The following is a 17880-nucleotide window of genomic DNA, read 5'->3' on the forward strand; positions in this document are numbered from 1 at the left end:
ATCACACTATGGAATGGTCGCCAACGATTTCAGACAGTGGTAATCCCCAACCTGGAATTTTTCCACCTAACGTTTGGTACATGGTTTTAAAGCCCATTTTTAAAATATAAGGTGTGTATCCCATTTTTAAGATGCTTGTGTTTCCGCCCCACCACTCATTAGTATGCATATAAAACCCTTTGTGATTTCCCATATCTCCGTAGCATAATAACATTGGGCTTAGCGGGTTTATGTGTGCTTCTTTTTCAAGAATCTCGTTTGCAATAACTTTTGATGCAATTTCACATTCCATATGGCCTAAAGAACCAATTTTAGGTACGGTTATAGCGGCTGCATCGCCTACTGCAAAAATTTCAGGATAATCAGGATTTCTCATAAATAAATCGGTAATAACAAATCCTTGGTCATCTACAAATGGAAGTTTTTTCAAAAAACCATGCGGTTCCCAATTAGGGAAAACAATTTTCATTTCGGCTTTTAAACTGGTTCCGTCTTTAAATTCTATACCTTCTTTGTAAAGTCTTTTTATCCCAACCGTATTATTTCTATATCCATAACCCATTTCTGTGAACATTGGAAGTAGTTGGTCTAAAATATTTTTACCTGCATCTTCAGCAATAACATCTCCTGGGGTAAATAAAGTGATATTTTTTGCATCTCCTTTTTTATGTTTTTCTAACCAATCTGCCATAGAAAAAGCCAATTCAACTGGAGGTCCTTCACAAGCAGCAAATGCAGTAGGTATTTTAGGAAGTTTTGGACTTTGACCTTGAATAAAACGGTCTGAACCAATAGCAATATGACCACCTTTGTAATCGTTATATAAATAGTTGCGAACTTCATTTCCGTAGAATGTATCTGAAAACGTATGTCCAAATTCAGCAAAACCTTCAATTTTATCGTAGGCTAATTTACACCCTAAAGCAATGACCAAATAATCATATGTTATATATTCTTGCGCAGACCCATTTCTTTCGTTGGGTGTGTAAAATACTTTTTTATTGGTAGCATCTATATGTTCAACTTCAGCTTGAATAAACTCACTTCCATCTGATTTTAAAAACTTTTGAAATTGAAATTCTAAAGTATCTGCTGGATTATGATTATTAAAAACTTCAATCGGAATATTAGGAATGAAATTAATATAATTCTTACGATCAATTACTGTTATCTTTATATGCTTACCAGCTTCTTTATGCAAATAACGTGCTATGGTAAGTCCTGCAAAATTGCATCCAAGGACTAAAATTCTTTTCTTGTCTTTCATAATTTTAAATATAAAAAAAGCAGTGTTATAATCGTCAAGGTCATTCCTATAAGCCAATTTTTAACATTTGTAATGCTAATTAAAGAATTTGCCCAAACGGTACCGAATACGATACTATAATAAAAAAGCTTAAGTCCGCTGACCAGAATTGCACTGCTCTATTTTTAATCAATGGCATTCTTCATTTTTTTCAAACCAAATGCTAGAAATATTCTAAAAATACCTGCAGTTACAAATGCCATAGCAGTCATATACACAATACTTAAACCTGCAAAAACTGGGTTAGCTAATAACAAAAAAGCAAACACTAAAGTAAGAATGCCTAAAAACAACAACCATCCCCAATTTGGAATATCAGCAGATTTAAACTGAAACGATAATCCAATTGCCATAAATCCTTGAAACAATAACCAGAAACCTACGTAAAGAGGCAGTATTGCCATGGTCATTAATGGATGTGATATTAATAATATCCCAATTATAAGATCTAAAATACCGCCTGCTAAATACCAACCCCAATTTTGTATATCACTTTTATTAGAAATTGAAAATACAATTTGAGAGATACCTGAAACAAAGATAAATATGCTAAAAATGATACTTAAAGACACATAGCTTGCTAGTGGTGTTTGAAACACCCATACTCCTGCAATAATATATAATATACCTAGAAGGAGGGAGACCCACCAGTTTTTTACTGCAGATTGTGCTGAACTTAAAATTGTGGTTGCCATATTTGTGTGTTTTAAGTTAATCAACGTTATTTTTGAAAAGATCTTTTAAGGCCGTTCCTAATTCATCCATATCGTGTTTAAACTCTCGTTCAAATTCTCGTTCATTGTCTTTTGCAGATTCATTAAATTCGATCATATTTTCTTTAAATTCTCTGCCTCTTTGGGCTAATTTTTCTTTAAGTTCTTTGTTTTTTTCTTCGAGTTTATCCAGTTGCTTTGACAATTTCTCTTTTTCATTTTTATTGGCTTTAGTTATTTTTAAACGAAGTTCTTGAATTTGTTCTTCTGAATTTTTTATAGCAGTTTCTGAACTAGTTTTAAATTCTTGCCAATTTGAATTTACTGCAGTTTTAATCTCTTCACTGGTGTCTTTTGCACCTTGCTTTAAATCTTTATTCAGTTGATGTGTGTCTTCTTTGACATTTTCTGCATCTTTTTTAGATGTATCTCCACAGCTGATTAAAATGGTTCCTACCATAAGCATTACTGCGGTTAAGAATAAAATGTTTGTTTTAGCCATCGCTAAAAATTTGTTTCGGTATTCGTGAATCATTGTTTTCATAATTAATTAATTTAAGTGTTATTTGATTTTACTGTTTGTTTTTCCAAAAATCTCTAATTCCAGCTATAAGCTCGTTCATCTCGTGAACAAAAGTACTCTCAAAAGCTATTTTTAAGACTTCATCAGATTCATTAAGATGTTCCATATTTGTTTTAAGTTTTTTATTTATTTGAGCCAATCTCTCTTTGAGATTTTTGTTTTTGTGGTCTAACGAATCAAGTATTGAGGTTAATTTTTGTTGTTCTTTGTTGCTGATTTCTGAAATTTCTCCTCTTAATTCTTCAATTTGAATTTGTCTTTCTTTAATTGCAATTTGGGAGTCTTTATTAAATTTTTCCCAATCTACTTTTGCAGTCGCTTTAATTTCTTCTTGAGACTCTTTTATTACTTTATTTAAATTCACATTAGGCTCCTCTGTGTTTTCTTTAGTTGATTTTAAATTTTTACTTGTAAATGATTCACAGCCTGTTGACACGATTACTATCATCAATACTATTACCAGCGAAGACAACATATTTGTTTTCATATCTCATTATTTAAATTGCGACTAGACTTTCTTGAGTTAATGAATATTTATCTTTTAATTTCATAGCATTATCAAACTCATAAACATTTAGTACTCCAGTATGGACTTCAACTTTTGGATATTCTTTAGGAACAATATTTTCAATATGACCCATTAATGCTCGTATAGAATTTCCATGCGCAGAAACCAAAACAGTCTTACCTTTTACTAACTCTGGAACAATCGCTTCAAAAAAATATTGAACTGCTCTTTGTTTTGTTTGTTCTAAAGACTCTCCTACTGGTAAATCACCTTTGCTGAGGTTATGATGTCGGTAGTCAAACTTTGGATGTCTTTCATCATCTGTTGAGAGACTAGGAGGAGGTGTGCTATAACCTCTTCTAATTGCCCAAAAAAGATCTTCTCCAACATCTTCTTTTACTTCGTCTTTGTTTCGACCTTGCCATGCACCATAATTTCGCTCATTTAATTTCCAGCTTTTTAAGAAATCAATATGCATCAAATTGGCATAATCCAGAATTATTGAAGCAGTTCTAATTGCTCGTTTTAAATATGATGAAAAGCAGATGTCAATTGTTATATTTTGACTTCTAATAATCTCTCCAGCAATTCTTGCTTCTTCAACTCCCTTGGGCGCAAGGTCGATATCTGTCCATCCAGTAAAAATGTTTTTAATATTCCAGAAGCTTTTTCCGTGTCTTACCAGTATTAGCTTGCCCATCTTTTTTTTTTTTGATATCTAAGAATTGTTTACGCTCAATCCACAATATCTTCGCCTAATGCGTTGTGCAGTTGGTACAGTTTTTCTTCCTGCTTTTTTATTTTCTTTTGCAGTCTATTTTTTCTCGCTTTAGAGTAAGTTTCCGAAACTGAATTTTCATAGCCTTTAAGTCGGGTTTCAAGCGTATTGATTCTTGCTTTTGTCTTATCCTTTAGTTCCTTTAAAGCTGATTTACTTTTAGCATCTAGTGCTGCGATTTTAGCTTTTCGCTTTGATTTTAATTCCGTAATTTTTAATTTGATTTTCGATTTCTCGTTTGCGGTTGCTTTTGTAAGTTTCTCACGTTCGTCATCAATCTCCTCTTCAAGTTCTTCAATTTGTTCATCTATATAATCATCAAATTCTACACCTGCTTCGCTTCTAATAATTTCTGAACTATAAGGTTTTAGTGCAGTGTCAATAAATACGGAGCTGTCTTCGCCAACTTCAGCAATAATAGCTATTGTTCCTACAGTCATTGTATTGCTCACTTTTTTAATAAAATCAGTTTCAAAATTAAAGTGGTTGATATCCCAAACAGCACCTACTGTTGTACCTGTGTAAAGCCCAACAATAAATCCTATAGGTCCTGCAAATGCGCCTACAAGACCACCAAGAGCCATCCCTGTAAATGTTCTCCAGCCTTCGCTATCTGTTTTGTTATCTAATATTTCATAGTGGTTTTTATCATCCTTACGAATCATAATATGTTCGTAAAGCGTAATGTCTCCATACACATCTAATTCTTTGATTTTGTGTAAAGCATCTATTGCTTTAGTTTTTTCCTTAAAAGGAATGACGATTATATTTGCCATGGTTTTCTTTTTTAAATATTATAATTATATTTTACTTTTGCAGGTTAGTTATGCTGCTAATTCGCCCATTTCTTCATCTAATTCTCGCAACATACTTGGCTCTTCTCCAAAGGTTTCCAGTCTATCTATGAGATATTGAACTTTGTTGAGTTCTTCAGCCTGTTCTTTACAATACCACAAGCCAAGTTCTACTACCATAAAGTTTTCTTCTGTATGAGCTGCTTTGGTAAGTGCATAACATTGGGTAGTAATTTCTTTTTCGTGTTCCATTGCTGATAGTATCACATCTGTAAGACTCAAAAATTCTTGTTTTGGTTGTTTTAATGCAGGCGTAATAGGTCTGATGCCATTGGCAAACAGCATATTTTTGGCCTTATTTGCGTGTATAATTTCTTCATCACTATATTGCTTGAATAATTTGGTAGCTCCTGAAAATCCTTTATCATCTAACCAGATGGACATAGCTAGATATACTCTTGAAGAAAATTCTTCTTGTTCTACACGATAATTGAGTAGTTTGACCATTGCTTCGCTTAAAAATTCTGATTTCGTTTTCATACTATATATTTTAAAAAATTTATTTACTGTATAACTTCATATTTATAGGTCAAAATTAAATGGATATGTAGAGAGTTACACTGACCTAGGTCAGCCTTATGAAAAAGTTTTTGATAAAAAAAAGACCTTATGGATTGTTCTATCCGTGAGGTCTTATTTTTAGATTAGATAATTACCAAGATAAACTTTACATAGATTTTTCAAGAAACTTAAAAAACTTTTTTTTGAGTTCTGAATAAATATGTCTTTGGGTTTCTATGCGGTTTCTAAATTCAATATGCCTTTTGGCCAATTCTGTATCTATGGCATCTTCGCCCATTTTGCTTTGTCCTGCAATACGTGTTTCGTGTTCTTCAATAGTTTCTTTTAAATCCTCGATGACGCCACCGTGAAGTATAAATTCATTTTGATAATGTTCCAATTGAGCTAAAACATCTTTCTTAGTCCAACGTGTTGCCAGTTCACTTAATCTATTGTTGAAAGATTTTAGTTCATCTTTCCAGAAATCGAGCTCTCCTTTCCATAGTTGGTGTTCAAAATGCATATTTTCGTTATATAAAATTTCTTTTTCCATGATTGTGAGTATTGTTGTTATTTTTCACAAAGATTAAAATTTTTATATAGGTATGGAATGACCTAGGTCATTCTGAAAAAAATGCTCAAATTAAGATGTTTAAATTTTAATTATATCTGTAGGTGTCTCCACTAAAATGGTAACATCTCCTCGTAAGGCAATTGGCTGCTTCATAATCTCTGGGTTGTGCTGAATCATTTTTATCCAATCATCTGTAGAAAAATTATGATGTTCAAAATTTGAGGTATAAGCTGGGTGGTTTTGGTTAACCAAGTCAGCGACTTCTATATGTAATTTTTCGGCTAATTCTACTAATTGGGTTCCTGTGAGTTTTGTTTTAAGGATATCAATTTCTTCGATTTTTAATCCTTCTGCTTTGGCATACGCCAAGGTCTGTTTTGCTCGTACAGATTTAGAACTGTAAAACAGTGTAATTTGTCTGTTTGATGTAGCTATTTCACCCATAGTATTATCGGTTATTTTTTATGTTTTCTTCTTCAACATAACTTTTTAATAAGTCTTTTAAACTCTCAAGATATTCCTGCATTACTATTTTATCCATATGTGGGTGTTTGCTAACGGGCAAAGTCATTGGGTTTTCATCCAAAGAACGATAGAGTTCAGGATAATTGGTTTCTATGTCTGTTGTGAGTCGTGTAATTTCATTTAATATGTTATGTAGTTCTTTCATAGTGCTTGTTATTTTACAGATTATATATTTGACAATATAAAACTATTTAGAAGTAACATTAAGTTGTCGCAACATTTCTTCCCCATCAATGATATGTTCAGTAATAGCAAAAACCTCTTTTCTGTTTTTTCTGAAGTCTTTTAAAAATTGAGAGAGGTTGTCTTCAAGGCCTTCGTGTTCGACTCTAAAGGTATCTGCTACAAAAATAAAAGGGTCGTCTATCAACTCTGCAAGGTGGTGTAAATGTTTATCTAGGCTTTCTAATAACGAAACACACTTTTTATCCATTTCTATCAATCCTACTTCTATAGCACTTACCATATCAATATTTTCTTTTTTTGAAATCCACATAAAATACTTGTCGATTAAATGATGTAAAAATCTTAAATCGTCTTTATAGAATAAGATATCTGATTTCCAATGTTCTGTGAGGACATAGAGTTGTTCCCAAGTAGCTTCTTGGATGTAATTGTCTTTTGGTCTGTATCTGAAATCGTTCATTTTGAATATATTTAATAGGTTTCTAAATTTTAATTTTGCACACTAATTTTAACTTCCATAGTAATTTTTGAAGTAATAGAATTTGAAATTAAACAGGCCTTTTTTGCTTTTTCAACTACACGTTTCATTCGGTCACTTTTAGACGCGTCTGTGATAACTATTTCGGGAAACAATAAGATTTCACTTATTAAGTACTTACCATCTACTTTTTCTAAAATTCCTTTTGAATCACATTTAAAACTCACATAGTCCAGTTTTGAAAATTCGGCAATAGCTAAAAAAGTCGTCATTAAGCAGCTACATACAGCTGCCGTAAACAGGTGCTCTGGCGACCAAATGCTTGGCATTCCACCAGGGAATTCTGGTGGTGTTGCAACTTCTAAACAATTGGTTTCACCAGTTTCGTTATTCTTTAATTCTGGGGAACACATAATCCCTTTTCTGTCTTGTGTCCATTTAACATTCACAATATAGGTATGTTTTTCCATAGTACTTTGTTTAAATTAGCTATAAAGCTTATTGAAAATGAGTATTGTAAAAATAAAAAGAAGAGTCTCTCAAAAAAATGACCTAGGTCATTTCATTCTCATTACCTGGTACTTAAATTTGATTATTAATTATAAACACCCTGTTTGATGAAAACAATACTTTACGCCACAGATTATTCAGATAACTCGAAATTAGCGTTGAAATATGCTTATAACATGAGTGCAAAAATGAAAACTAAATTGATGGTGGTTCACGTTTTTGATTATCCAACACTATTAGACAATTCAAGCTTAAAGGCTGAAGACCCATTTCCAGATATCGAAGGCGATGCTTTCAAAAAACATAACTTGAAACTTAAAGTATTTTGTGAAAATGTCTTAAAAAAAGATATGAATGTATTAAATTTTGACATAGAATCTATTGAAAATAAATCTGTAGTTAATGGCATTGTTAAAAAAGCCAATGCTATGGATACACTCTTAATTGTTACTGGAATAAAAGGTATGAGCGCATTACGAGAAATAGTTATGGGTAGTACTGCTAAACATCTTATTGAAAAGGCATCTTGTCCTGTATTGACAATTCCTAGTGATTCTGTAAATACGAAAATTGAAACAATACTTTATGCTTCTGATTTTGAAGAAGAAGATATTGGTGCTATTAATGTTCTAGTGGAAATTGCAAAGCCTTACAATGCCAAAATTAAGATTGTGCATGTCCTTCCATTGAAAGAGAAAATGGGAAAAGGACAAAAAAAAGACATTGAAAACAAAATTCACGATTTTATTGATTATCCTAATCTTGAATTGGATATTTTATATTCAGATGATGCTTTTGATACATTACGGACATATTTTGGAAATTCAAATGCAGACCTTATTGCGATGCTTGAACGAGAAAGTGAAGGTTATAATTCCAAAATATTTCATCGTGATTTGGTAAAACGAATTGAATCATATGGTAAAATACCTCTAATGAGTTTTAATGCGAAGAATTTTGGGATATTCCATTTAAACTAAAATATAAACTTAAAAAATATAAAATGTCTAGAAAAATATTTAGAATAGTAATTGTAATTGCCATTGTATTAGGAATCATACTCTTCTTTACGAAGGAATCATTTTCCAAAAGCTTTCTACTGATTTTTTCATCGCTTACATTTTTAATATTAAGTTTTGGAATTCACGGATTAATTGCTCATTCTTTACGTCCGCCAAATAACAAAGGGGAATTGATTACATTCCCGCTTTTAATGTGGGTACTATGGGCTATCATGTTTTTGTTATTTGTGTTTTTGATTATTCCTATTTATTGTCCAGACTTTTTGCTGAATATTTGAGAAAACATCTAACAATAAAGTGACGCAAAATAAGCCTAATAAATTGGTGATAATATGTCCTATTCAGATGGAATTACTAAAATTGGAATGTTTAAATGAAACCCTATCTGATTTATTTTGTTTTTAAAAAATAAGTTTTCAAAAAACGAATGCTTATTGTTAATCATTACCAATAAATTGACACGAGTTTTAAACTGAAATTCTGAAATAGCTTCAGGAATATTTTTATTTTTTACACGATGAAATATATAGGCCGTATCTTTAAAATAGGTTTCTAGTTTTTTTCGATTTCTTTCTTGTTTTTGCGTTAAAGCTTCTCCATAAAAAACATGTAAAATATTTACTCTTGAATGGTGTTGTTTAGCAATATCTAAAATGGGTTTTAGTTTTGATTCTCTAAAAGTTATATTATAATCGGAAGGAAATAATACGTCATGTGGTTTTTCAAAATTAAAATTTTCTGGCACAGCTAAAACAGGATAGTTCGCACCATTTAAAACATGCACTGTATTCGATCCAAAAAGCACTTTTTTTGCTCCTGTTGCGCCTTTGGTTCCCATAACAATTAAGTCCATAACATGCCCTTTGTGTAAAGCTTCTATTTCTCCAACCAAAGTGTTAAAAGATGAAATTTGAGAAATTATATGTTTTGGGTTCTTAAATTCCTTTTCAATGCGCTGGGTAATTTTATCTAATCCTTTTGTAGATATTTTGCTAGCTATATCCATTAATTCATAGGCAACAGGATTTGATAAAATGTACTCCACATTATATATAGTAGGTGTGTAGATGTTTAATACATAGAACGTACATAATTCATTTTGAAATAATTGTAATGCATATGAAATAGCGTTCCAAGCATTTTCTGAAAAATCTGTTGGTAGTAGTATGTTTTTCATAGAATATTTATTTAGAAAAAATTAATTAAAATAACACGTTACGCTATTCCTGGATTTTTTTTTGTGGCTTGAATACCAAAGTTAAAGTTAAATAAGAATGATACCGTAAACTATATTAAGAAGGAAAAGACCTATAAAAAGTAATAAAGTATATAAAACTTGTACAAATTTAACATTAGTTACCTCTAGCCAAGTAACAGTTTGTTTAGGTAGTATAAATAACGCTAGACCAATAAAAAGAGAACTCCAACCAATTAATGTAATAATAAGTTTCCAGTTTGGCTCCCAAATATTATGCAATAGAATATTTATCAACCCAATAATAATAGCCATAAATGAGGACAGGATTAGAAATTTTTCATCCTTTAAATCATTGAAAATTTGTTTTATGCGTTTAGGATTAAATGTTAAAATTACAAAAAAGATAATAAGATACCATCCCCAAAACTTCCCAAGAAAAATTGAATTAGCCATAGACTTTGCTTAAAGTTAATTATATAAGCAAATATATAGGAAGTCCTTTTTTTTTAAAATGATGCAGGTCATTGTGTGATTTTTAAAAGGAAATAATTTTGAATCAAATAATAAATGGTATCATGAAATGGGTCTTTTTGTTTATCGTTACCGCCCTTTGTCTATAAGACAGTTTTTAAAAGATTCATATCTGAACTTATTTTATTTTCTAGCACTCGAGGATATATTTGAGTCGTTGTAATTTTTGTATGCCCGAGTATCTTTGATACGGTTTCAATAGGAACACCGTTTGAAAGGGTTATAGTTGTAGCAAAGGTTTGACGTGCCATGTGGAACGTTAGATTTTTCTTAATCCCAACGAAGTTTGCTACTTCCTTTAAATACATATTTAGTTTTTCATTTGTTAATTTGGGTAGTAAAGTCTCGGAAACGGCTGTGACTGGATGGTCTTGGTATTTCTGAACGATTTCTAATGCTTGGGGGAGTAGGGGAACTTTTACAACCGAATCTGTTTTTTGTCTTTTTGTTATTATCCAATTATTGCCATCAATGCCCATTGTTAAATGATCTGGAGTTAAAAACATAATATCAACGTAACTAATACCTGTGTAACAGCTGAAAATAAATAGGTCGCGCACGCGATCTAGTCTGTCAGAAATAAAATTTTTATTCTTTAAATTATCTAATTCAGTTTCTGACAGGAATTCTCTGTTGATTTTTTTAAACGACATTCTAAAGCGTACAAAAGGATCTTTCTCGGACCATTCCATATGAAAGGCAAGCGTTATTATTTTACGTAAACTTTGAATGTGTTTCATCACTGTATTATGACTTAAAGCCTTGGGGTGTCCAGCTGGGTATAAATTAGTGAGATATATTATGAAATCTGATAAAAACTCAAAATTGAGTTGCTTTCAAAATATATCGCTGGTATGTTTCTCTTTCTTTAAAAATTTTTTCACGTAGCTTTAGGTAACACCGAAGTTTCTAATGGAACCTGCTGCAAGGGTGTTGGAGATTTTTTTATTATGGCTTTCTATAATATTGATGATGGTTTTACCTTCATCAATATTTGTATTGGTATAATGCGACTTTATTAATTGTGCGGTAATGAGCTGACCTTTGAACTTAAAGTCCTAGTATATTTGGAAGAGTTGGGATTTTACTTCCTCTAAATACAAATTTGTTTGTTTGGCATGAGCAGTAGTGCCTTTTACTTTTTTCTTTGTCAAATCCTGTAAATCGAGATGGATTATTTTTTTTAAGCTGAAGTTTACTCTTTTGCCATCTACAGTAATTCTAATGTAAATTAGTGCATCATTGTTAATTGCTCTAGTGGTTTGAAGTCAAAAGAGTGTCGAGAATGTGTGTTTTGCTTGCATAGTTGTCGTCTTTAGAGTTAAATATCTTTAGGACGAAAGTCAAATCAACTGTGCTAATTCAAAACTGTAGGTTTTTTTCTGAAAGTGTCTACTTAGCAGACACTTATACAAAGTGGTACCCAAATAGCAGACACTTTGAATCAAATATACAGAATTTTTATGAATGTCTGAAAAACAAGAAACCGCGTAAATCCTAGGATTTGCGCGGTTTTGGTGCTTTTTGATAAAGCTTTTAGTGACCTCGACTGGATTCAAACCAGTAACCTCTTGAGCCGTAATCAAGTGCGCTATTCAGTTGCGCCACGAGGCCTTTTTTGTGGGTGCAAATATATTCGTTTTTATAGAATAAGCCAAATAAAATGTGAATTAATCTAAAGCATTTTTTGTTACATACAATTTCCAACCAAAAATAGCCATTTGAAATTTGCTAGCCTTTGCTAAATCGAGCCGCTGTTTCGTGAAACTCGGTAATATGACTTTATTAATTTTAGCTAATAATTTAAAGAATTGTTTTTTCATATGTTCACCAAAATTATTGCGTTACAGATGTTAAAATTAGCAATTTAATAATGTTTAAAATAATTTTTCCTAGAGTAGTTGCTTACATTTGTAAAAACCCCTTTTTTATGAAATATAATTTACTTTTTATTTTCTTATTTTTTATTGGTTTACAGTCCTTCAGCCAAATTGTTATTAACGAACTGGATTGTGATAATCCCGGAATAGATGATAAGGAATTTTTAGAACTAAAATCTGATGACGCAAATTTCGATTTAGATGGTTATGTGGTTGTCTTTTTCAATGGATCAAACTCTGGAGGTAATACCAGTTACTTCACTGTTAATTTAAATGGTTATACAACAGATGATAATGGATTGTTGCTAATAGGTAGTGATACGGTTACGCCGTTTCCTCAATTATTGATTCCTGCAAACGTTATTCAGAACGGTGCAGATGCAGTTGCTATTTATCAAGGCAGTGATTCTGATTTTCCAGATAGAACTTTGGCAACCATCACTAATTTAGTAGATGTACTTGTTTATGGCACTTCAGATCCTGATGCTGTAGGTTTGTTAACTATTTTTAGTGCACATCCTAACTTTACGGATATTCAACAAATAAATGAAGGTCCAGGGAATAATACCAATTCGATTCAGTTAAATAATGATGGTACTTATACCGCAACGACACCAACACCACGCGTTTTAAATGATGGAAGTGGCATTATTTATAATAGTATTGCAATTTCAACAGATGCAGAGCAATATAATGAAGGTGATATTATGAATATTACATTCACATCTCAAACCAATGTAGATGCGGATGTCACATTTTCTTTTTCTCTAAATAATGAAGGCTTTACTGCTGCTGATTACTCTGGAAATACAACCGTAACTATTCTTAATGGTGAAAATACAGTTTCAACAGCTATTACTATTATAGATGATACTGAAGATGAAGGTGATGAAGAACCTATTATTAAATTTCAAAATCTACCATATCCATATATTCCATTTAATAATTTCATCAAACTTCGTGCTATTGATGATGATTTCACGGTTGCCGATTTTGGCACGCCCTTAAATTCAACCTACGGAATTGTAGCTAGCACACAAGCAAATGGCTATTATGATAGTTTAGATGGTTTAGCTGATGTGAATTTAAAGCAAGCCATTCAAGATATTATTGCAAATCCTGATGAGGTTCGCGCGCAAACTTATGCGGATGTGATTGATATTTTAAAAGAGGCAGACCAGAATCCAGAAAGAAGTAATGAAGTTTGGTTGGTGTATTTAGAAAAAGGTCGTGCTAAATTAGATTATCAATTAAGTTCTGTAAGTACGGGCAAATGGAATCGCGAACATACCTTTCCTAGATCTAGAGCGGGATATTACAGCATTGCAGATGATGAAATAGCTGACGGAAAAGATATTTTTTGGGCAACTAACGCCGATTCTTTGCGACATGGAAATTCAGATGCGCATGCTTTAAGAGCCGCAGATGGTCCTGAAAATAGTTCTCGTGGAAATCAATTCTACGGTGAATATAATGGCCCAGCTGGAACGGTTGGTGGTTTTAAAGGTGATGTAGCGCGAGGCGTATTTTATTTGGCCGTTCGTTATAACGGACTGGATCTTGTTGACGGTTTTCCTGATGGAAATACAGGCCAGTTTGGCGATTTGCAAACCTTATTGGAATGGCATAGAAATGATCCACCAGATGATTTTGAAATGAATAGAAACAATGTTATCTATACTTGGCAAAACAACAGAAACCCTTTTATTGATCAACCAGAGATGGTGGAATATATTTGGGGAAATAATATAGGTAATAATTGGAATCAGTCTTTAAGTATTCCTGAAAACACGTTAGACGCTGTTTTGGTTTATCCTAATCCAACCAACGGACGCGTATTTATAAAAGGACTTAATAGTAATGCGAAAGCAACAGTTTATTCTTTAGAGGGTAGAGCATTATTTACAGAAACTCTTCATAACCCCTATTTAGATTTAAACTTGTCAAGTGGTATGTATTTACTACAAATAACGTCAGGTGAAGGCACTACAATTAAAAAGATTGTGGTGAGATAATCATAAATTGAAGTCATAATAAAAGCCCAAACAATTTTGTTTGGGCTTTTTATTTAAAGTTAAATCAGGTTATTTTTTGTTTTTTGTCGTAATTTCTATAGCGCCATACTTTCCTTTATCGCCGTATTTAGCTTTGGCTGCTTCATATTTTAATACGTGCATGTCCTGTATAGCATTAGGCGCTAAAGCTTCCATGTCTTTTTTAGTGGATGCTTTACCATTAATAAAAATCAATACGTTTTCTTGGATTTCCATCACTTTGTTTTGAGCGTTACCAGTGGTAATTAGGATGACGCCATTTTTTCCTTTGTCACCGTATTTTTCAAGTAGGTCATTATCTTTTATAACATCAGTCTTGATAATGGTACTAGGATCAATAGCATCCATTTCTTTTCTTGATATTTCTTTATCATTTAATAAGATTAGAATTTTTGCATCTTGTGAAATCGGCTGCATATTACTTACATTGAAATTAAAATTTTCAACGTCCAATTTTAACTGAATAGGTTCAATGGCGGATTCACCGTTAACGGAATGCGCTCCTTTTGAAACTTTAGATTCATATTTAATGCGGATTCCTATTAGTTCGCCATCAGAATTACGTTTTATTTTATCAAAATTCAAAGTCACGTTTTCTTCTAAAAAGCGTTTTTTAGTAGCGTTTAAATCGCTATCCGACAAGTCTTTGGTAATAACCACAATGAAATTATTTTCAGGTTTTTTGGTTTCAAACGTAGTTTTACCATTAAAAATAATGACACCATCTTTTCCGGCTTCGCCATATGTTTTTATAGCATCCTTTTTATTAATGACTTCTATACTCTCTGAAATATTATATTTTCGCTGGTTTAAATCTTGTTGTCTGTAGTGTTTGCCATTTATTATATAAAGCGGATTTTCCCCCAAACCATCATCTTCTCCTAAAACTTTCTTACTCTTCAATCGTGTGGCTTTTTCACCAAAAGTCAAATAGTCTTTACTGACTGAAGTGGTTTCTTTTTCTGAAAATTGAAATAGAATATCCTTTTCATCTTCCGAAAGTCTTATTGAAAACGGCTTGATGGTTTCTGAATTATCTGGTTCAACAGTCATTCTTTTTATGAATTTCGTATCACCATCATGATGGGTTCGTATGGTAACTTCCTTAATAGTTTGGTCTGAATTTCTAGAAATTGCTGTGAATTTGATTTTCGCCGTTTTATCAGAAAAATAAGTCTCAATTTCTTTTAATTCCGAATTGCTAGTATTTGCTGAAACCGTAAAGGATTTAGTTAGAGTTTCATTTAGAGAAACGGTTTTGGCAACATATACAGTTTCCGTATTAAAACTCATTAGAAATAAGGCTAAAGCAGGAATTACTAATGCATATTTCCAGCTGTTTAAAATGTTTGATTTTGATTTGTGTAACATAATGATTCGTTTTTTGATTAATGAATTATAAAAATTATTTGTCATCACCAATTGATGAGTTGGTATACTTGCCTTTAATAAAAGACGTTGATAGCTTTGCTTGCAGTCGGTTTCCGACTGTGCTTCGTGATCTGCGATAAATTCTAAATTTTGCTGAAGTTCTTTTTTGTAAAACCAGATTATTGGATTAAACCAAAAGATAATACAGAAGAGTTGTGAGAAGATAACATCCAGAGAATGCCATTGTTTTACATGCACGCGCTCATGGTTTAAAATAAGCTGAAGTTCTTCATGTTTAAATGAGTCTGGGTTATAAACAATCCAATTAAAAAATGAAAATGGTGCAAGGGCAGCTTCTGTTGTGACATAATGAATACCATTGCTTCTTTTTGGAGAAGTCCGTTTTATTAATGTGAATAAGGACAACATATTAATCGTAAATTTTCCGAAGAAAAATAAAACGCCAGCGCCATATATAGAAAATAACACCTCTGTTAAACTGATGCCTTCTGGAATTTGCTGTTCCGTGAAAGACCCATCTGATATTATTATGGGGGTGAAATTTTGTGGCGCCACTTCCATGTAAACAGGAATAACAAGTAAAGGAAGAAAAAGACCTATAATAAGGCCGCTAAATAAAAACCAGCGGTTAGAATTAAAAAACGTTTCACCTTGTAAAAACCATTTATAAGAAACGTAAAATAGGACGATTAGGGCAGAGGCTTTTAGTAAATACTCCATATTTAGTTGTCTTTTTCAATTAATGCAATAATTTCTTTCAGTTCAGCTACACTTATTTTTTCTTCTTGGGCAAAAAAGGAAACCACATTTTTATAAGAGCTGTTAAAATAATTATCAATAGCGGTATTCATGAACTTTTTAGTGTACTGCTCTTTACTAACAATAGGGAAGTACTCATGTGTTTTGCCGTAAGCTTTGTAACCCACATAGCCTTTTTCCTCTAAATTTCTAATAATAGTAGATAAGGTGTTATAATGCGGTTTTTCGGTTTCTATTTCTGCTAAAACATCTTTTACAAAGGCTTTTTCAAGCGTCCATAAAATGTGCATAATCTCTTCTTCTTTATTCGTTAATTTTTCCATCGAAAATTTATTTTTGTTCTCACTAAAGTGGGGATGAATTATTCTGTTTCAAATATATAACTATTTTTGTAGTTACGCAACTAAAAATATAGTTTTTTAACGAATTTTTTAGTTATTAAAATAAAATGGGGATAAATACTATCTTCGCGTTTCAATACATCTGTAAGCAGAAGATGTGTAAAATTAAGATGCAATGAGTATAGTTTGGATGTTATTAGGATTGGTTTTATTGGTTGTGGGAGGTGAGTTTCTCGTGCGTTCTTCAGTAGCTTTATCCTTTAAATTTAATATTTCAAAATTAGTTATCGGTATGACGGTGGTATCATTTGCCACATCAGCACCCGAATTATTAGTGAGTTTACAAGCCGCTTTAGATGGTTCACCAGATATTGCTTTAGGAAACGTTATAGGTTCTAATATTGCTAATATTGGACTTGTATTAGGAATCACCGCTTTTATTTCGCCACTAACCATTGACAGGGAATTCTATAAGTTGAATTGGCCTATGATGATGCTACTTTCCATAGTTCTTTACTTTATGCTGCAAAGTGGTTCAGTTCTAGACTTTAAAGAAGGTCTAGCACTGATGATTTCGTTGGTGGTGTTTCTATACATCTTAATACGTCGCTCTAAAAAAGCCAATAATTCTGAAATTGAAACGGAAGAAGTTAACGAAACGCTTAAAACAACGTCTAATTTTAAAGTCATCGTTTGGTTGATAATTGGTGGTGCCGCTTTATATTTTGGTAGTGAATGGTTGGTGTTTGGAGCCAAAGAAATTGCTTTTAATATGGGAATTAGTGAGCGTGTTATTTCGGTAACTATGGTCGCTATTGGAACTAGTGTTCCCGAATTAGCTGCTTCCGTTATTGCTGCTTTGAAAAAGGAAAAGGCTATCTCATTAGGAAATTTAATAGGTTCTAATATTTTTAATATTGCTTCCGTTCTGGGACTAACGGCTATGATTCAGCCTATTCCTGTTTTGAACCCTAGTATTTTAGGTGAAGATATGTTTTGGATGATTGGTTTTGCAGCCATTTTAATTCCGTTAGCATTTCTACCTAAAAAATTAACTATTGGTCGTTATAAAGGCGCACTGCTTTTGGCTTCTTACATTCTTTTCGTGTATTTAGCGTTTTTAGGCGATAGTTAATAGGGGTGTTACTTTTATAAGTAACTTTTTCAGATAGATGACCCCAAAAAAA

22 protein-coding genes, 1 tRNA gene and 1 pseudogene are annotated in these 17880 nt (G+C 32.2%); 3 read left to right on the top strand and 21 right to left on the bottom strand.

What is annotated here, in order from left to right; translation table 11 throughout:
• Position 1 precedes the first annotated feature (1 nt).
• The 12 genes from ES674_RS07000 to ES674_RS07055 form a co-directional block, all read right to left on the bottom strand.
• Positions 2–1267 (bottom strand): NAD(P)/FAD-dependent oxidoreductase, encoded by a 1266-nt coding sequence (locus tag ES674_RS07000; protein ID WP_148403234.1) that lies wholly within the window; start codon positions 1265–1267, stop codon positions 2–4.
• A 164-nt stretch (positions 1268–1431) separates the two neighbouring features.
• Positions 1432–2001, bottom strand: a complete 570-nt coding sequence (locus ES674_RS07005) for an HdeD family acid-resistance protein (RefSeq protein ID WP_148403235.1) — start codon at positions 1999–2001, stop codon at positions 1432–1434.
• A 16-nt stretch (positions 2002–2017) separates the two neighbouring features.
• Positions 2018–2563, bottom strand: coding sequence for a hypothetical protein (locus tag ES674_RS07010; protein ID WP_148403236.1), 546 nt, complete (start codon positions 2561–2563; stop codon positions 2018–2020).
• A gap of 28 nt (positions 2564–2591) precedes the next feature.
• A complete protein-coding gene (locus tag ES674_RS07015) occupies positions 2592–3089 on the bottom strand; it encodes a hypothetical protein (protein ID WP_148403237.1) in 498 nt (165 codons plus the stop codon).
• Between the two features lie 10 nt (positions 3090–3099).
• Positions 3100–3810, bottom strand: coding sequence for a 2,3-bisphosphoglycerate-dependent phosphoglycerate mutase (locus ES674_RS07020; RefSeq protein ID WP_148403238.1), 711 nt, complete (start codon positions 3808–3810; stop codon positions 3100–3102).
• A gap of 35 nt (positions 3811–3845) precedes the next feature.
• Positions 3846–4664, bottom strand: coding sequence for a DUF1269 domain-containing protein (locus tag ES674_RS07025; RefSeq protein WP_148403239.1), 819 nt, complete (start codon positions 4662–4664; stop codon positions 3846–3848).
• 48 nt (positions 4665–4712) lie between these two features.
• The gene (locus tag ES674_RS07030; RefSeq protein WP_148403240.1) at positions 4713–5222 is read right to left on the bottom strand and encodes a ferritin; all 510 of its coding nucleotides are present in this window, start codon (positions 5220–5222) and stop codon (positions 4713–4715) included.
• A 187-nt stretch (positions 5223–5409) separates the two neighbouring features.
• Positions 5410–5796, bottom strand: a complete 387-nt coding sequence (locus ES674_RS07035) for a hypothetical protein (protein ID WP_148403241.1) — start codon at positions 5794–5796, stop codon at positions 5410–5412.
• A 99-nt stretch (positions 5797–5895) separates the two neighbouring features.
• A complete protein-coding gene (locus ES674_RS07040; RefSeq protein ID WP_148403242.1) occupies positions 5896–6261 on the bottom strand; it encodes an arsenate reductase family protein in 366 nt (121 codons plus the stop codon).
• 4 nt (positions 6262–6265) lie between these two features.
• Entirely contained in the window at positions 6266–6487 is a 222-nt protein-coding gene (locus ES674_RS07045) for a hypothetical protein (RefSeq protein ID WP_148403243.1), read from the bottom strand.
• A 42-nt stretch (positions 6488–6529) separates the two neighbouring features.
• A complete protein-coding gene (locus tag ES674_RS07050; RefSeq protein ID WP_148403244.1) occupies positions 6530–6988 on the bottom strand; it encodes a hypothetical protein in 459 nt (152 codons plus the stop codon).
• A 29-nt stretch (positions 6989–7017) separates the two neighbouring features.
• Positions 7018–7476 (bottom strand): OsmC family protein, encoded by a 459-nt coding sequence (locus ES674_RS07055; protein WP_148403245.1) that lies wholly within the window; start codon positions 7474–7476, stop codon positions 7018–7020.
• 147 nt (positions 7477–7623) lie between these two features.
• Between ES674_RS07055 and ES674_RS07060 the strand changes: the two genes are divergently transcribed.
• Positions 7624–8496 (top strand): universal stress protein, encoded by an 873-nt coding sequence (locus ES674_RS07060; RefSeq protein WP_148403246.1) that lies wholly within the window; start codon positions 7624–7626, stop codon positions 8494–8496.
• A gap of 379 nt (positions 8497–8875) precedes the next feature.
• Here ES674_RS07060 and ES674_RS07065 read toward each other — a convergent pair whose 3' ends face one another.
• From ES674_RS07065 to ES674_RS07085, 7 genes and pseudogenes are all read right to left on the bottom strand, one after another.
• Positions 8876–9715 (bottom strand): universal stress protein, encoded by an 840-nt coding sequence (locus ES674_RS07065; protein ID WP_148403247.1) that lies wholly within the window; start codon positions 9713–9715, stop codon positions 8876–8878.
• Positions 9716–9802: 87 nt separating this feature from the next.
• Entirely contained in the window at positions 9803–10189 is a 387-nt protein-coding gene (locus ES674_RS07070) for a hypothetical protein (protein ID WP_148403248.1), read from the bottom strand.
• Positions 10190–10350: 161 nt separating this feature from the next.
• The gene (locus ES674_RS15705; protein WP_317132044.1) at positions 10351–10959 is read right to left on the bottom strand and encodes a site-specific integrase; all 609 of its coding nucleotides are present in this window, start codon (positions 10957–10959) and stop codon (positions 10351–10353) included.
• Positions 10939–11091 (bottom strand): annotated as a pseudogene (locus ES674_RS15710) (phage integrase SAM-like domain-containing protein); the annotation flags it as partial. The gene ES674_RS15705 and the pseudogene ES674_RS15710, both read right to left, overlap by 21 nt.
• A 234-nt stretch (positions 11092–11325) precedes the next feature.
• On the bottom strand, positions 11326–11517 hold the full coding sequence (locus tag ES674_RS15575; RefSeq protein WP_317132045.1) for an Arm DNA-binding domain-containing protein: 192 nt from the start codon (positions 11515–11517) through the stop codon (positions 11326–11328).
• A 290-nt stretch (positions 11518–11807) separates the two neighbouring features.
• A tRNA-Arg gene (locus ES674_RS07080) sits at positions 11808–11881 on the bottom strand.
• Between the two features lie 56 nt (positions 11882–11937).
• Positions 11938–12090 carry an SsrA-binding protein gene (locus ES674_RS07085; RefSeq protein ID WP_148403249.1) on the bottom strand — a complete coding sequence of 51 codons (153 nt, stop codon included), beginning with the start codon at positions 12088–12090 and terminating at the stop codon, positions 11938–11940.
• 107 nt (positions 12091–12197) lie between these two features.
• Between ES674_RS07085 and ES674_RS07090 the strand changes: the two genes are divergently transcribed.
• On the top strand, positions 12198–14162 hold the full coding sequence (locus ES674_RS07090; RefSeq protein ID WP_148403250.1) for an endonuclease: 1965 nt from the start codon (positions 12198–12200) through the stop codon (positions 14160–14162).
• Positions 14163–14231: 69 nt separating this feature from the next.
• Here ES674_RS07090 and ES674_RS07095 read toward each other — a convergent pair whose 3' ends face one another.
• Both ES674_RS07095 and ES674_RS07100 read right to left on the bottom strand, forming a co-directional pair.
• Positions 14232–16313 carry a M56 family metallopeptidase gene (locus tag ES674_RS07095; protein ID WP_148403251.1) on the bottom strand — a complete coding sequence of 694 codons (2082 nt, stop codon included), beginning with the start codon at positions 16311–16313 and terminating at the stop codon, positions 14232–14234.
• A 2-nt stretch (positions 16314–16315) separates the two neighbouring features.
• Positions 16316–16675: a BlaI/MecI/CopY family transcriptional regulator gene (locus ES674_RS07100; RefSeq protein ID WP_148403252.1), complete on the bottom strand. Its 360-nt coding sequence runs from the start codon at positions 16673–16675 to the stop codon at positions 16316–16318.
• A gap of 193 nt (positions 16676–16868) precedes the next feature.
• Here ES674_RS07100 and ES674_RS07105 point away from each other — a divergent pair, with 193 nt between their 5' ends.
• Positions 16869–17828 (top strand): calcium/sodium antiporter, encoded by a 960-nt coding sequence (locus tag ES674_RS07105; RefSeq protein ID WP_148403253.1) that lies wholly within the window; start codon positions 16869–16871, stop codon positions 17826–17828.
• The last annotated feature ends 52 nt before the right edge of the window (positions 17829–17880 follow it).

The sequence above is a fragment of the Bizionia myxarmorum genome (assembly GCF_008086205.1).
Classification (GTDB): domain Bacteria; phylum Bacteroidota; class Bacteroidia; order Flavobacteriales; family Flavobacteriaceae; genus Algorimicrobium; species Algorimicrobium myxarmorum.

Bases quoted from the DNA above. Each gene is read 5' to 3' on its own strand.
- ES674_RS07000 (WP_148403234.1), bottom strand. From the start codon at position 1,267: ATGAAAGACAAGAAAAGAATTTTAGTCCTTGGATGCAATTTTGCAGGA.
- ES674_RS07005 (WP_148403235.1), bottom strand. From the start codon at position 2,001: ATGGCAACCACAATTTTAAGTTCAGCACAATCTGCAGTAAAAAACTGG.
- ES674_RS07010 (WP_148403236.1), bottom strand. From the start codon at position 2,563: ATGAAAACAATGATTCACGAATACCGAAACAAATTTTTAGCGATGGCT.
- ES674_RS07015 (WP_148403237.1), bottom strand. From the start codon at position 3,089: ATGAAAACAAATATGTTGTCTTCGCTGGTAATAGTATTGATGATAGTA.
- ES674_RS07020 (WP_148403238.1), bottom strand. From the start codon at position 3,810: ATGGGCAAGCTAATACTGGTAAGACACGGAAAAAGCTTCTGGAATATT.
- ES674_RS07025 (WP_148403239.1), bottom strand. From the start codon at position 4,664: ATGGCAAATATAATCGTCATTCCTTTTAAGGAAAAAACTAAAGCAATA.
- ES674_RS07030 (WP_148403240.1), bottom strand. From the start codon at position 5,222: ATGAAAACGAAATCAGAATTTTTAAGCGAAGCAATGGTCAAACTACTC.
- ES674_RS07035 (WP_148403241.1), bottom strand. From the start codon at position 5,796: ATGGAAAAAGAAATTTTATATAACGAAAATATGCATTTTGAACACCAA.
- ES674_RS07040 (WP_148403242.1), bottom strand. From the start codon at position 6,261: ATGGGTGAAATAGCTACATCAAACAGACAAATTACACTGTTTTACAGT.
- ES674_RS07045 (WP_148403243.1), bottom strand. From the start codon at position 6,487: ATGAAAGAACTACATAACATATTAAATGAAATTACACGACTCACAACA.
- ES674_RS07050 (WP_148403244.1), bottom strand. From the start codon at position 6,988: ATGAACGATTTCAGATACAGACCAAAAGACAATTACATCCAAGAAGCT.
- ES674_RS07055 (WP_148403245.1), bottom strand. From the start codon at position 7,476: ATGGAAAAACATACCTATATTGTGAATGTTAAATGGACACAAGACAGA.
- ES674_RS07060 (WP_148403246.1), top strand. From the start codon at position 7,624: ATGAAAACAATACTTTACGCCACAGATTATTCAGATAACTCGAAATTA.
- ES674_RS07065 (WP_148403247.1), bottom strand. From the start codon at position 9,715: ATGAAAAACATACTACTACCAACAGATTTTTCAGAAAATGCTTGGAAC.
- ES674_RS07070 (WP_148403248.1), bottom strand. From the start codon at position 10,189: ATGGCTAATTCAATTTTTCTTGGGAAGTTTTGGGGATGGTATCTTATT.
- ES674_RS15705 (WP_317132044.1), bottom strand. From the start codon at position 10,959: ATGGAATGGTCCGAGAAAGATCCTTTTGTACGCTTTAGAATGTCGTTT.
- ES674_RS07085 (WP_148403249.1), bottom strand. From the start codon at position 12,090: ATGAAAAAACAATTCTTTAAATTATTAGCTAAAATTAATAAAGTCATA.
- ES674_RS07090 (WP_148403250.1), top strand. From the start codon at position 12,198: ATGAAATATAATTTACTTTTTATTTTCTTATTTTTTATTGGTTTACAG.
- ES674_RS07095 (WP_148403251.1), bottom strand. From the start codon at position 16,313: ATGGAGTATTTACTAAAAGCCTCTGCCCTAATCGTCCTATTTTACGTT.
- ES674_RS07100 (WP_148403252.1), bottom strand. From the start codon at position 16,675: ATGGAAAAATTAACGAATAAAGAAGAAGAGATTATGCACATTTTATGG.
- ES674_RS07105 (WP_148403253.1), top strand. From the start codon at position 16,869: ATGAGTATAGTTTGGATGTTATTAGGATTGGTTTTATTGGTTGTGGGA.